Source organism: Pseudomonas sp. HMSC067G02 (assembly GCF_001813485.1).
Lineage (GTDB): Bacteria > Pseudomonadota > Gammaproteobacteria > Pseudomonadales > Pseudomonadaceae > Pseudomonas > Pseudomonas aeruginosa.
This window is the reverse complement of sequence record NZ_KV812708.1, coordinates 110486-123825: the sequence shown is the minus strand read 5'-3', so window position 1 is coordinate 123825 and position 13340 is coordinate 110486. Positions and strand designations below refer to the sequence as shown.

Genomic DNA, 13340 nt, shown 5'->3' with positions numbered 1-13340 from the left:
TCCCTGTGTTTACGAACCGGGCTGTCCTGCCGCCGCATCGAGCGACTGGTAAGGCTGCAGCACCGTGTCGCGTTGCTCGCCGAGAACCCAGGCGAATCCCGAATACATCACCACCAGGCAGACCAGGGTGAACAGCGCCACCATCCACCAGGGCACGATCCGCACCAGGCCGCGACGCTGGTCGCTGAGCCCCTGCCAGTGCGGCGACAGTTCGCGCGGCACGTCGCCGCGCAACTGGCGGATCTGCCGGTAGAGCGCATCGGAAATACCGTCCAGGTCGAGCACGCCGCGAGCCATCACCCGGTACTTGCCCTCGAAGCCGAGGGCCAGGCAGAGGTACATCAGCTCCAGCATCGGCAGGTGCTTGACCGGGTTCTTCGACAGCCGGTCGAGCAACTGGAAGAACTTCTCGCCGCCGAAGGTCTCGTTATGGAAGCTGCTCAGCAGGCTGATCTTCGACCATTCGCTTTCGTTGCCCCACGGGGTAGTCACCACCGCCTCGTCGACCACCGTGCACAGCACGTAGCGCGCCGCCATGACCTGGCTGTTTTCCACGCCATCCTGCACGGCGCGGAATTCGAAGAGCTTCATGGCGGAGGTCAACCGCTCCTTGAGCGCCGCAAGGTTCTCCAGCACGGTGCTGTGCTTGAGCCGGACCACTTCCGAAAGCAGTTCGGAAGCCGCCGCCACCAGCGGGTTCAGGCTGACGTTGAAGGCCTCGCCCGGACGCAGGCGCGCCGCGTAGATCATCCGCTCCTCGAGCTGCTCGAAGCGCGGCGGTTCGGCGAAATCGGTCAGCGGCCCCTGGGCCGGTACCTGTCCTTGGTGATCGAGGAGGACGGTCTTCTCGTCCTCGTGGTATTCCCTTTCCTTGATCATGTTCAGTTCCTGATGGCCCAGAATTTCAGTTCAAGCTCGGAGAACTCGCCGGATACGTGGAACGCGAAACCGCCGGAGCGCTCCAGCTGGGTCATATCCTCGGCGTTGGGTTCGAGAATGAAATAGGTCTTGTTGGAGTGGAACGGGATCTGCCGCGGCGCCACCGGCAGCGGCTTGACCCGGATCCCCGGCAGGTGCAGGTTGACCAACTGGCGAATGTGCTCGACCGCACCCACCTTGAGATGCGCGGGCAGGCGCTGGCGCAGTTCCTCCGACTCGCAATTGGCACTGGCGGCGAGCACGAACGAGGCGCTGCCGAGCAGCTTGTGGTCGTGCAGGGGCGAGACCAGGATGCCGTACTGGCGGGCCTGGAGAGGCAGTTCGATGGCATGCTGCTCGAGCACCATCGACAGGACCTGGCGAATCGCCTCCATCAGCCTGCGGAAGCTGGCGCCCTGGTCGCTGTGCTGGTAACGGCTGTCCAGGCGCGGACGCTTGCTCTCGCTGCCGAAGGTGGCGAGGTCGCCGAGCATGGTCAGCAGCACCCGGTACAACTGCTCCGGATGCACCTGCTCCAATCCCAGGTAGTGGCGCAGCAGCAACTCGGTGCGATTGATCAGTTGCAGCATCATGAAATCGCCGACCTCCGCGCCGCCGACCTTGCCATTGGACCGGATACGCTCGGCGATGGTGTCGCCGCGATGGCCGAGCATGCTGATCACCTCCTTCAGGCAGGACAGCAGGTAGGCGGATGCGTGGGCGTGGAGGTAGCTCGGCACGAAGTCGGGGTCGAGGCTGATCACCCCGTCCGGCGTGGTATCCAGCACCACCGCCACCTTCAGTTTGACGTAGGCCTGGTCGCTCTGCTGCTCGCCGAGCAGCAGGCGAAAATCCGGCCGCGCGCAGCTGACCTGCACCATGGAATCCTCGCCGGCGTTGGAGTCCGCCACCTCCAGATCGTAGGCGGTATAGCGCGCCAGGACCTCGGCCTGCTCCGGCCGGCGCGCCTCGATGTGGTTACCGGTGACCAGCGGCAGGGCCAGGTAGATCGGCACGTTCGAGGTATTGGGCGGCACGTCGAGGGCGAGCGGCTCGGTGTTGCCGCCGAGTTCGAACAGGCTGCCGTCGGGCAGTACGCCGGAGGCCTGGCTGATCACCAGCTTGCCCATGTTGAGGAACTGGCGGTCCAGCTCCAGGGCGAGGAAGCCCCAGTTGTAGCTGCCCAGCAACTGGGTCCGGGCCTTCATCTGGTTGTCGTAGTAGCGGTCGTTGTGTTGCAGGTGCTGCGGGCGCAGCAGCATGCCTTCCTGCCAGACGATCTTGTGCACGTTCATCGCGCGTCACCCGCCTTGCCGAGCAGTTCGCCGGCATTCAGGATGCCCTTCCGGCCCAGCTTCAGCTCTACCCGGGTCAGCTCTTTCGCCGTGACCGGCACCACGTAGCGCCAGCTTGCCTCGCCGAGATCGCGGTAGGCGGCGAGCACGCCCACGTAGCGGCTCCCCTCCTCCACGCTGAGCTTGAGTTCGACCCGCTCGCCGGGCCGCAGCTCCAGCTCCTCGCTGGTCACCAGGTCGGGGTCCAGGGTCTCCTTGGGACGTTCGTAGAGGCTGAAGAAGTCGGCGTTCTCGAACGCCACCGGGTGCTTCAGCTCGAACAGCCGCACTACCACCGGCGACGGCCGGCCATTGAGGTCGGGATTGACCCGCTCGCCGGCGCTCAGGGCGAGGTCGAGCTTGGTCAGTCTGGAATACGGCGACAGCGTGGAACAGCCGGCCAGCAGCGCCAGGACGGCGAGCATGGCCAGCGCCCTGGCTGGCGGAATCGGGCGACGAGACATGGCGATCATCCTTGGTGCTCGGTGTAGAGGGTGGAAATCAGGCGAACCTGCTCTTCGTAGGCCTGGGCGAAATCACGTGCCAGCAGGCGCTCGCTCCAGTCGTCGTCCTGGCATAGCGACTGGTGGTAGCGACCATAGGCACGCCAGCGGCTGCCCGAGGTGGCCAGCAACGGCCGGCGGCCGTCGCGCTCGAAACGCAGGGTCAGCTGCTGCGGCGAGAAATGCTCGAGGGTCGCGCGCACCGCCGCCCGGCTGGCGCCGAGCAGCGCCACCTGGTGCGCCTGGAGGTCGCGGAAACTGCGTGCGACGGCCTGTTCGCCACTCAACTGGCCAGGCTTGCCATCCCGTAGCAGATGACCCAGCGCCTCGCCGGCATCGGCGCTGAAGCGCAAGGGATTCTTGCCGGTATCGCGCAACGTGCTCAGCGACAGGCGCAGTTCGTTCTTCAGTTCGCTGCGGGTCCGCAGGCTCTGCTGCAAGCCGCCGATGCACTGCCGCAGCAAACCGGCAGCGTTGATCGCCAGCGCTTCGCGCGCAGCGCCGTCGAGGCCTTCGAGGTCCATTCCCAGAGCCTGGCCGAAACGCTGCCAGAAGGCTTCGTCGTGACCCGGACGCGGACTGTCCACGGGTTCCTGCGGAGCCGCCGGGGCGGGCACCAGCTCCGGTACGACCAGGCTTTCCATGTCGATCCGCGCGTAGTCCGCACGCGCCCCGGCCTCCTGGCTGGGCTGGGCGATCGCGCTCAGGTCGTCGAGTTCGTAGGCATCTGCACCGTCCTGGTCGAGCGCCTGCAACGGATCGAGGGCCAGGAAGGCATCGTCCGGAATGATGCTGCCCGCCGGCTGCGGCCGCCCGACATCCATGGCGAACTCGTCGGGCTCGCGCAGCAGCCGCGCGCGGATCTCGAAGTCGCCGAGCAGGAAGACGCTGTCCTGCTCGATGCGCTGCGGCTCGCCATGCGGCAGGCGGCTGCCGTTGCCGGCGCGGATGCCGTTGCTGCTGGTGTCGGTCAGGTAGAACGCGCCGTTGCGATAGCTGACCCGCGCATGCTGCTTGGACAGGTGCCGCTTGCGATCGGGAATCGCCCAGTCGCACTCACCGCCGCGGCCGATGAGGCCGCCGTTCCTGCCGAAGGTCTTGCTGCACAGCTCCGTCGGTACGAATTGCTTGGCGCTGAGCATTTCCAATACCAGTTCCATGAGATCGCTCCTTGCGGTCACTTGCCGCGATTGACCGCCTGCGGATCGCCAAGCGGGCGATAGTCGCCGTCGTTGAATTTGTAGTTGCCGCTGCAACCGGCGAGGCCGCAGAGGACGGCCAGGGCCAGAAGCACGGCGGGCCAGTGACGAACAGGCATCAGGGAGTCTCCATGGAAGGGCCGCGGACGCCGCGCTCCAGGCGCGCGCCCGGCAGGGCTGGATGGAAGGAAATCTCGATCATGGGCTTCAGGTCCGGGGATCGCCGAAATGAATGTTCAGGCGTCCCATGCGATAGATCAGGGTTCGGCGCGGCAGACCCAGTTCGCGCGCAGCGAGGGTCTGGTTGCCAGCGTTCCTGCGCAGGCAGGCGAGCAGCAGGTCGCGCTCGATCTGCTCCAGGTGCTCGCGCAGCTTGAGCGGCGCCTCCGCTTCCGGGGGCGCGCGCAGGGAAAAGTGTTCGGCCAGCAGCACCTCGCCTTCGCAGAGCAGTACCGCGCATTCCACCAGTCCCTTCAGCTCCCGAACGTTGCCGGGAAAGCCATAGCCGTCGAGCAGTTCCAGCGCTTCCGCGGACCAGCCCAGCGGCGCGCGGCGCAGGAACACGCAGGCGCGTTCGGCGAAATGCCGGGCCAGTTCGAGGGCGTCGCCCTCGCGCTGGCGCAACGGCGGCAACTCGATGGGAAACTGCGCCAGCCGGTAGTAGAGGTCTTCGCGGAACTTGCCATCGCGTACCAGCAGGGCGAGGTCACGGTGGGTAGCGGCGATGATGCGTACATCGACCTTGTGCGTGTCGTTGCCGCCGAGCGGGCGAATCTCGCCTTCCTGCAACACGCGCAACAGCTTGGCCTGGAGCGACAGGGGCATGTCGCCGATTTCGTCGAGCAGCAGGGTTCCGCCATCCGCGGCATCGAACAACCCGGGACGATCGCGCTCGGCACCGGTAAAGGCGCCCTTGCGGTAGCCGAACAGCTCGCTTTCCAGCAGGTTTTCCGGAAACGCCGCGCAGTTCTGCACCACGAACGCCTGTGCTCGCCGCGGGCCGTACTCGTGGATCGCCCGTGCGACCACCTCCTTGCCGGTGCCGGTCTCGCCCTGCAGCAACACGGTATAGGGGTTGTGCAGGACCTTGCTGATCAGGCGGCAGGTCTCACGCATCGCCGCGCTCCTGCCGATCAGCCCGTAGCCGCTGACCACCGGCGCGCTGGACGGTCCCTGCGGCTCGCCGGAGGGTTGCGAGAGGCGTTGCAGCAGATGCAGCTGGGCCAGCACGAACGAGCCCAACTGGCCCAGTGGATGGGCGAATCCCTGCAGGTCCAGTGGGCGCCGGGTGGCGCAGACCACCATGCCCTCGACCGTTTTCTCCGGGCTCACCAGCGGAACGCAGAGCAGGGACAGCCAGGGCTGCTCCCCTACCGGCAGAAAGCCGGTCTCGTGCAGCCGCGACGGCAGGTCGACGAGACTGACCACGCGGTTCTGGCACAGGGCGAACTGCAGCAACTGCTCGCCGGTGTAGTCCGCCGGCAGGCTCGACGGCTCCAGCGCCTGCAACAGGCCGTCCCGGCATTCGGCGTTGAGGGTGAGCGCGGTATGGGTCTGGTCGAGCAGATACAACTGGCTCAGCTCGCAGCCGCTGAGTTCGCCGACTGCGCGTGCGAAACCGCCCAGCAGGGCCGCGATGTCGGTTTCCCGCGACAGCGCGCCAAACTGAGCGAGCAGGGCTTCGGCGAAGGCCAGGGGTTGCGGTACGCGGCTGAACATCGCACCCACCTCAGGCGAACTCGCAGAGCACGCGGCCGTGCTCGCCCAGCGTCGCATGGACCCGCTCGAGACGCTCGTCGCGCGCCATCGCTTCCAGCAAACGGTCGGCCACCAGCGGCAGCAGGTGCGTGTCCAGCAGGTGGTCGATCAACCGTGCGCCGCTGTCGCTCTGGGTGCAACGCTCGGCCAGGTGGTCCACCAGCGCCTGGCTGTAGTCGAAAGCCAGTTGACGGCGCGCCAGACGCTCGCCGAGGCGCTCCAGCTTGATCTCGATCAGCTCGCGCAGTACCGGGCCGCCCACCGGGTAGTAAGGCACCACGCGCATGCGCGCCAGCAGCGCCGGCTTGAAATGCCGGCTGAGCGCCGGCCGGATGGTTTCCTCCAGGAGTTCGGCGGAAGGTCGCGCGCCGTCCTGGCAAAGCGCGGCGATGTGCTCGCTGGCGAGGTTGGAGGTCATCAGGATCAAGGTATTGCGGAAATCGATCTCGCGCCCTTCGCCATCGTTGGCCACGCCCTTGTCGAAGATCTGGTAGAACAGGTTGAGCACGTCCGGATCGGCCTTCTCCACCTCGTCCAGCAATATCACCGAATAGGGCTTCTGGCGTACTGCCTCGGTGAGCATGCCACCCTCGCCATAGCCGACATAGCCGGGCGGCGCGCCGATCAGGCGTGAGACGGTGTGCTTCTCCTGGAACTCGGACATGTTGATGGTGGTGATGAAACGCTCGCCGCCATACAGCAGGTCGGCCAGCGCCAGCGCGGTCTCGGTCTTGCCCACCCCGCTCGGGCCCACCAGCAGGAACACGCCGACCGGCGCATCGGGCTTGTTCAGCCCGGCCGCGGTGGCGCGCATCGCGCGGTCCAGGGCGCTGACCGCCTGTTCCTGGCCACGGATCCGCGTCCGCAGGTCGTCGGCGAACCCCATCACCTTGGCGTTGTGTTCCCGCGCCAGTTGTTCCACCGGTACGCCGGTCCAGGCGCCGATCACCTCGGCAACCAGGCGCGGGCAGACCTCGAAGCTGACCAGCCGCCCCTGGGCCTGGGCATCGGCGAGTGCCTGGCGGGTTTCGTGAAGGGCCTTTTCCAAGGCTTCGACACCGCCATGCTCGTCGGCCGGGAAAGCCTCCGTGTCCGCCTCGCTGCCCTGCTCTTCCCGGTTCGCCTCGCGGGCCCTGGCCAATTGCTGGCGCAGGGCGAGCAGGCGCTCGGCGAGTTCGCGCTGGCGGCTCCACTGGTCCTCCTGTACGTGCCGCTCGCTTTCCGCCTGGGCCAGACGCTCCTCCAGCGCCTGCAGGGCATTGTGGTCGATCGGCAGGCCTGCCTCGGCATCGCGGCGCAGGGCCTGGCGCTGGCGCTCACCTTCGGCCAGCTCGCCGCGCAGGCGCTCGAGACTCTCCGGCGCCGCCGCCAGGCTGATGCGCACCCGCGCACAGGCGGTGTCGAGGACGTCGACGGCCTTGTCCGGCAACTGGCGACCCGCCAGGTAGCGGGCGGACAGTTCGGCGGCGGCCACCACCGCGTCGTCGCGCAGGTAGATACCGTGGCTTTCCTCGTAAACCCGGGCCAGGCCACGCAGAATCGTCACCGCCTCGGCAACGCTCGGCTCATGCAACTGCACGGGCTGGAAGCGCCGGGCCAGCGCCGGGTCCTTCTCGAAATACTTCTTGTATTCGGCCCAGGTCGTCGCCGCGATGGTGCGCAACTCGCCACGTGCCAGGGCCGGCTTGAGCAGGTTGGCGGCATCCGAGCCGCCGGCCTGACCGCCCGCGCCGATCAGCGTATGGGCCTCGTCGATGAACAGGATGGTCGGCCTGAGCGCTGCCTTCACTTCGTCGATGACGCCTTTCAGGCGCCGCTCGAACTCGCCCTTCACGCTGGCACCGGCCTGCAACAGGCCCATGTCGAGGGACAACAGCTCGACGTCCCTCAGCGCCGGCGGCACTTCCCCTGCGGCGATCCGCGAGGCCAGGCCTTCGACGATGGCGGTCTTGCCGACGCCAGCCTCGCCGACCACGATGGGGTTGTTTTTCCGCCGACGGGCCAGGATGTCGACCATCTGGCGAATAGCCCCGTCGCGACAGAGCACCGGATCGAGCTTGCCGTCGCGCGCCTGCTGGGTAAGGTTGTGGGTGAAACGCTGCAACAGGGACTCGCCGCCGCCCGGCTTGCCGCTGGGCGCGCCCTCCAGCGGCTGCGAGAGCGCGAAATCCTTCAACCGCTCGATGTCGAGCCGCGCCAGCAGCGGCTGGTAGCGGCTGCCGGCATAGCGCAACGGGTTGCGTAGCAGGGCCAGGATCAATGCCGCCTGGTCGATCTGGCTACGGCCCAGTTCGAGGTTGGCCAGCAACAGCGCATCCTGCAGCCACTGCACCAGCTCGGGCGCGAACACCGGATTGCGCGAGGCGCTGTGCTCGCCCCGCGCTTGCAACGCGGCGTTGAGTTCGCCAGCGTCCACCGCGGCATCCTGCAGGGCGCGCGCCAGCAATCCCCGGGGACGCTCCAGCAGGCCCAGCAACAGGTCCTCCACCAGTACCTTGCTGCCGCCGCGGGCTACGCAGCGCTCGGCCGAGCCCTCGAGGTCGCGCCGGGTGTCGGCATCCAGCGCCTGAATCAGTTGTTGCAGGTCTACGTTGATCATGCTCATCCATCCTTAATGAATCTTGCTGCCCAGCGTCACCACGCCATCGGCGCGCTCCCGGCCCAGCCAGCTGGTCCAGCCAAGGCGGCAGGCGTTCTGCGCGCCGATGCGGAACTCGCGGATTTCCTCGTGGCGCAAGACCAGCCGGATGTCGTAGTCGAGCGGGTCGCGCAGGGTGAAGCGGACCAGCGCGCAAAGCGGCTGGTAGCCGGGACCGATCGGCAGGAACTCGTGGAAGCGCTGCCAGTCGAGCTGGCGGATATGAATGCGGAACTTGCCGCTGCGGTCGCGGACCCGTTCGCCCAGCACCGCGTCTTCGCCAAGCTGGCTGTTGAACAGGCCGAGTCGGTTGCGCTGCTCTTCGAGGATCGCGACGCGCCGTTCGATACACTGCTCGGCGACCAGTTCGGCATGCTTGAAGTAGTAGCGCAGCACCGACTCGATCAAGGCCGCCGAGTGCGCCCGCAGGCTGAGCAGGCCCAGGTAGGGCAGCAGGCGTTTCCAGTTCAGTTCCCTGGCCTTGCGGATCTCTTCCCCGCCCAATCCGACGAGGGCGAACAACTGAGCGGAGAACGCATCGCTCGCGCCGCTCTGGAAGCTCACCCGGTAACGGTACTTGCGCCAGATCGGCAACAGCAGCCGATGCAGGCGGTGATGGAAGAGATCGAGGAAGTTCCGCGTAGGATTGCCCTCCTCGCTGTCGCCCAGGGCCTGCTCGCTGTAGAACGCCGGCAACGGCGAACTGGCACCGAACAAGCCGATCAGGTTGAAACGCAGCCGCGCCCGCAGCATGCCGCGCTCTTCGAAGAACTCCACCCGATCGACATCGCTGCCCGGGAAGCCGAGGCTAGGATTGGCCTGGAATTCCAACTGATCGTAGAGCGCCTCGTCTCCCAGGCCGGGATATTCCTCGCGCAGGCGATCCATGACCAGCAGGACCGCCTGGAACAGCGAGTACTCGCGAATGCCCCGGGCCAGCGCGCTTACAGCAGGGGCTGCAAACCCATGCGCGGTTTCCATTGGTACACGTCTCCCTGTGTGCTCCTCACCCGCAACTCGTGGTAGGAGTTGATGCTGGCGTAAAGCGCGAAAAATTCGTTCAGAACCGAAGCGAACACGAACAGGTCGCCCTCGCCGATGTAGCCTTCCGGATCGATCGTCAGCTCGGTACGCAAGCCGCGCAGCGGCAGGCCCCGATGCAGGCGGTCGACATGCTCGTGGCGGACCGCCTTGAGCCCGCCCAGCAGGCGCTTGCTGACCTTCGCCGCATGCTGGTCGTAGTAGCGCGGCAGGTCGTAGGTTTCGAGGATCACCTTGAGCGCGTCGACGTTGGCCAGCGACAGGTAGTTGAGCGACATGTTGCTGATCAGTTTCCAGAGGAAATCGCGGTTCAGCGGCGGCGCGTAGCTCGGCGTCGCCGGGGTGATATTGCGGAAACCGAGGAACTCCGGCGTGCCTTCGCAGGCGACGCAGATATCGCCCAGGCGCAGCCGTTGGGGCAGGTTCTGGTTGGTGCAGGTCAGTTCCACCGACAGCGTCTCGATCTGCTCGGGATGGCGGATGCCGAAGCTCAGATAGGTGTCCAGGCCATCGTGCAGCAACGAGGTACGTTGCCGGACGCTGTAGTGGGGCCGTGCTTCGGGAACGTCGAAGCTGGGATCGTGCTCGAAGGACTCGAACGGCACGTAGGCCTGGTAGCCGAGCCCGCCCGGCCGCCAGCCGGTGACGCCCTCTACCGAGAACACCCCGCAGTCCTCCAGGCTGTATTCGGCCGGCATCAGCAGGTATTCGTCCTGCTTGCCGTCTAGGCGGATCGGCAGCGCATCGTGGCGGAACAGGTTGGCCACCGGCGTACAGTACAGCTTGACGTTCTCCAGCGTCGGGTGCAGGCGCTGGATGCCGCTCTTGCGGATATCGAAGCGCAACTCAAGGCCGCGGACCTGCTTGAGGGTTTCCTCGGGCAGAGCGCCGAGCAGGTCAAGGCCATCCACGTCGACGAACAGGAACTTGTCCTGGAACGCGAAGTATTCCTGCAGGTAGCGATAGCCACGGAAGGTATTCAGCGGATAGGGAATCAACGCCTCGTCTTCGGCGAACCCCACCGGCTGCACCCGCTCGCCCGTCAGGCGGAACGACATCGGCTTGCCGGCCACGCCATCCAGCGGCCGCCCATGGGCGTCCAGCGGAATCAGTTGGATGCTCTCCAGGTTGCGCAGCAGGCACAGATAGAGCATCTGGCTGATGTAGCGCTCGCCGGCCAGGTGCAGGCGCAGCCGACTCAGGCCCAGCTCGCCGAGATGCCCGTCGCAGTTCATCGCCAGGCGCAGGCCGAGCAGCGCACCCTCGCCGGTCACCGAATAGTTGAGCGCCTCCAGCACCAGCGGCAGGACTTCGGTGGCGTAGCAGATACGGAAGCGACAGGCGACCTCGCCCACCGGCCGGCTCTCGACCGGCGTATCGCGCTCCACGCGCAGCGCCCCGCCCGGGCGGGTCAGGGGGTCGAACTGGAGAATGCTGAAAGCCGGCAGCGGGCGCATATAGTTCGGCCACAGCAGGTGCATCATCGAGTGGCTGAGTTCCGGCAACTCGTCGTCCAGCTTCTGCCGCAACCGCCCGGTCAGGAAGGCAAAGCCCTCGAGCAGGCGCTCGACATCCGGATCGCGTCCGACCTGCCCGAGAAACGGGGCCAGGGCCGGGCTACGCTCGGCGAAACGGCGCCCCAGCTGGCGCAGTGCGGTGAGTTCGCTCTGGTAGTAATGATTGAAGGACACGGCTTACCTGCTGGATATCGTTTCACTGATGGCAGTCGTCTGACCGCTGCCGCCAAAACCGCAATGACATTTCTGGCCTGAAGATCGGAAACCCACGGTGTCCGTTGTCTTTCCGTAATCGACCCGATTCGCGCCCATCTCAGAAGACCTCATGGACGAACCAGGCATCGAAGCGGTACAGCGCCAGGCCGAGGCGTCACCCTGGCGGGCCGCCGCGAGGCCGTCGAAGAACACGTCGGCGGAACCGACGACGATGGGGTTGCTGCCGTGCCCGGGGAGCGGACAAGCGGTGGGATCGGAAACGCGGGCTGCGGGTTTGCCGGACATCGAAACCTCCTTAGCTGACCTTCACCTGGCCGCTGCCATCCAGGCGTGCGGAAAAACTCACCTGGCGCTTGAAACCTTCCACCTCCAGCAACCCTTCGATGCTGAAGGCCAGGCGGAGCTGGTCGTTGTCGCGCGGCAGGGAAACGACACGCACGTTGCTCAAGCGCGGTTCGTAAGCCTCGATGAAACCTTCGATGGCCGAGCGGGCCTGGCTCAGGGAGTCGTGCAGGCTCAGGCGCATGTCGTTGAGATCGGGCAACCCGTAGTCGGACAGCGTCTGCACGCTGCCCGCCCGGGTGCTGAGCATCTTGCCCAGATGGGCAGCCACCGACGCCATGGCGGAAACCTCGCGGCTCCAGCCGACGCGCTTATCCGCGTCGCCGTTCAGGCGCTCGAACAGGCTGCCGTATCCGGTCATGGAAAGCTCCGCTTACTCTTTGTCCAGCTTGCCGACCAGCGACAGGGTGAAGTCCGCCCCCATGTACTTGAAGTGCGGGCGCACGTTCAGGCTGACGCGGTACCAGCCCGGCTCGCCCTCGACGTCACTGACGATGATCTGTGCAGCGCGCAGCGGGCGACGGCCGCGCACTTCGGCGCTGGGGTTTTCCTGGTCGGCGACGTACTGGCGGATCCACTTGTTCAGCTCCAGCTCGAGGTCGGTACGCTCCTTCCACGACCCCAGCTGTTCGCGTTGCAGGACCTTCAGGTAATGGGCCAGGCGGTTGACGATCATCATGTACGGCAACTGGGTGCCGAGCTTGTAGTTCAGCTCCGCGGCCTTGCCTTCGGCGCTGATGCCGAAGAACTTCGGCTTCTGCACCGAGCTGGCGGAGAAGAACGCGGCGTTGTCGCTGCCCTTGCGCATGGTCAGGGAAATGAAGCCTTCCTCGGCCAGTTCGTACTCGCGGCGATCGGACACCAGCACCTCGGTGGGGATCTTGGTCTCGATCTCGCCCATGCTCTCGAAGTGGTGCAAAGGCAGGTCCTCCACCGCACCGCCGCTCTGCGGCCCGATGATGTTCGGGCACCAGCGATACTTGGCGAAGCTGTCGGTCAGCTTGGTGCCGAAGGCATAGGCGGTGTTGCCCCACAGGTAATGCTCGTGGCTGTTGGCCACGGTCTCCTTGTAGGCGAACGACTTGACCGGATTCTCTTCCGGATCGTAGGGCGTGCGCAGCAGGAAGCGCGGTACGGTCAGCGCCACGTAGCGGGAATCCTCGGACTGGCGGAAGCTCTGCCACTTGGCGAACTGCGGGCCTTCGAAATGATCCTTCAGGTCCTTCAGGTCCGGCAGGCCGGTGAAGCTTTCCAGGCCGAAGAACTTCGGACCGGCGGCCGCCACGAACGGCGCATGGGCCATGCAGGCCACGCTGGAGACGTATTGCATCAGCTTGACGTCGGGCGAACTGGGCGACATGTAGTAGTTGGCGATGATGGCGCCGACCGGCTGGCCACCGAACTGGCCGTATTCGGCGGTGTAGATGTGCTTGTACAGGCCGGACTGCATCACCTCGGGCGAGTCCTCGAAATCGTCCAGCAGGTCCTGCTTGGAAACGCTGAGAATCTCGATCTTGATGTTCTCGCGGAAGTTGGTGCGGTCGACCAGCAGTTGCAGGCCGCGCCAGGCCGACTCCAGCGCCTGGAAATCGGGATGATGGAGGATCTCGTCCATCTGCGTGCTGAGCTTGGCATCGATCTCGGCGATCATCCGGTCGACCATCGCCTTCTTCACCGGCTCGCCGTCGTTCTGCGGCTTGAGCAATTCCTCGATGAAGGCGGAGACGCCGCGCTTGGCGATGTCGTAGGCCTCGTCGTCCGGGCTCAGGCGGGTCTCGGCGATGATGCTGTCGAGAATGTTGTATTCGCCGTTCTGGTTCCGGCCTTGCTGTGCGGCACTGGTGCTCATGTATCTGCTTCCTTGGCTAGGGGGT

General features: G+C 66.0%; 11 protein-coding genes and 1 pseudogene. All 12 read right to left on the bottom strand.

All coding sequences use genetic code 11. From position 1 onward, the window contains the following. Positions 1-9: 9 nt before the first annotated feature. Positions 10-879, bottom strand: a complete 870-nt coding sequence (gene icmH / locus HMPREF2914_RS23510; protein ID WP_003087622.1) for a type IVB secretion system protein IcmH/DotU — start codon at positions 877-879, stop codon at positions 10-12. A gap of 2 nt (positions 880-881) precedes the next feature. Beyond that, entirely contained in the window at positions 882-2213 is a 1332-nt protein-coding gene (gene tssK, locus HMPREF2914_RS23505) for a type VI secretion system baseplate subunit TssK (RefSeq protein ID WP_003087620.1), read from the bottom strand. Next, on the bottom strand, positions 2210-2716 hold the full coding sequence (tssJ, locus tag HMPREF2914_RS23500) for a type VI secretion system lipoprotein TssJ (RefSeq protein ID WP_003110438.1): 507 nt from the start codon (positions 2714-2716) through the stop codon (positions 2210-2212). The genes tssK and tssJ overlap by 4 nt, the downstream gene beginning before the upstream one ends. Before the next feature lie 5 nt (positions 2717-2721). Next, a complete protein-coding gene (gene tagH, locus HMPREF2914_RS23495; RefSeq protein ID WP_022580934.1) occupies positions 2722-3915 on the bottom strand; it encodes a type VI secretion system-associated FHA domain protein TagH in 1194 nt (397 codons plus the stop codon). A gap of 17 nt (positions 3916-3932) precedes the next feature. Further along, entirely contained in the window at positions 3933-4073 is a 141-nt protein-coding gene (locus tag HMPREF2914_RS23490) for a hypothetical protein (protein ID WP_003087614.1), read from the bottom strand. 88 nt (positions 4074-4161) lie between these two features. After that, complete coding sequence (locus tag HMPREF2914_RS23485; protein ID WP_023091983.1) at positions 4162-5673, bottom strand: sigma-54 interaction domain-containing protein; 1512 nt, start codon at positions 5671-5673, stop codon at positions 4162-4164. A 10-nt stretch (positions 5674-5683) separates the two neighbouring features. Beyond that, a complete protein-coding gene (gene tssH, locus HMPREF2914_RS23480) occupies positions 5684-8317 on the bottom strand; it encodes a type VI secretion system ATPase TssH (protein ID WP_073668174.1) in 2634 nt (877 codons plus the stop codon). A 6-nt stretch (positions 8318-8323) separates the two neighbouring features. Further along, a complete protein-coding gene (gene tssG, locus HMPREF2914_RS23475; protein WP_003087607.1) occupies positions 8324-9331 on the bottom strand; it encodes a type VI secretion system baseplate subunit TssG in 1008 nt (335 codons plus the stop codon). After that, positions 9295-11082 (bottom strand): type VI secretion system baseplate subunit TssF, encoded by a 1788-nt coding sequence (gene tssF / locus HMPREF2914_RS23470; protein ID WP_023091985.1) that lies wholly within the window; start codon positions 11080-11082, stop codon positions 9295-9297. The genes tssG and tssF overlap by 37 nt, the downstream gene beginning before the upstream one ends. Positions 11083-11241: 159 nt before the next feature. Further along, positions 11242-11409: pseudogene (locus HMPREF2914_RS32455) on the bottom strand (PAAR domain-containing protein); the annotation flags it as partial. Positions 11410-11419: 10 nt separating this feature from the next. Beyond that, on the bottom strand, positions 11420-11827 hold the full coding sequence (tssE, locus tag HMPREF2914_RS23460; protein ID WP_019683149.1) for a type VI secretion system baseplate subunit TssE: 408 nt from the start codon (positions 11825-11827) through the stop codon (positions 11420-11422). A gap of 12 nt (positions 11828-11839) precedes the next feature. After that, the gene (gene tssC / locus HMPREF2914_RS23455; RefSeq protein ID WP_003087596.1) at positions 11840-13315 is read right to left on the bottom strand and encodes a type VI secretion system contractile sheath large subunit; all 1476 of its coding nucleotides are present in this window, start codon (positions 13313-13315) and stop codon (positions 11840-11842) included. Positions 13316-13340: the final 25 nt, after the last annotated feature.

Coding starts and splice junctions, on each gene's coding strand:
- tssH (WP_073668174.1), bottom strand. CDS start 8,317: ATGAGCATGATCAACGTAGACCTGCAACAACTGATTCAGGCGCTGGAT.
- tssK (WP_003087620.1), bottom strand. CDS start 2,213: ATGAACGTGCACAAGATCGTCTGGCAGGAAGGCATGCTGCTGCGCCCG.
- tssJ (WP_003110438.1), bottom strand. CDS start 2,716: ATGTCTCGTCGCCCGATTCCGCCAGCCAGGGCGCTGGCCATGCTCGCC.
- tagH (WP_022580934.1), bottom strand. CDS start 3,915: ATGGAACTGGTATTGGAAATGCTCAGCGCCAAGCAATTCGTACCGACG.
- HMPREF2914_RS23490 (WP_003087614.1), bottom strand. CDS start 4,073: ATGCCTGTTCGTCACTGGCCCGCCGTGCTTCTGGCCCTGGCCGTCCTC.
- tssG (WP_003087607.1), bottom strand. CDS start 9,331: ATGGAAACCGCGCATGGGTTTGCAGCCCCTGCTGTAAGCGCGCTGGCC.
- HMPREF2914_RS23485 (WP_023091983.1), bottom strand. CDS start 5,673: ATGTTCAGCCGCGTACCGCAACCCCTGGCCTTCGCCGAAGCCCTGCTC.
- tssC (WP_003087596.1), bottom strand. CDS start 13,315: ATGAGCACCAGTGCCGCACAGCAAGGCCGGAACCAGAACGGCGAATAC.
- icmH (WP_003087622.1), bottom strand. CDS start 879: ATGATCAAGGAAAGGGAATACCACGAGGACGAGAAGACCGTCCTCCTC.
- tssE (WP_019683149.1), bottom strand. CDS start 11,827: ATGACCGGATACGGCAGCCTGTTCGAGCGCCTGAACGGCGACGCGGAT.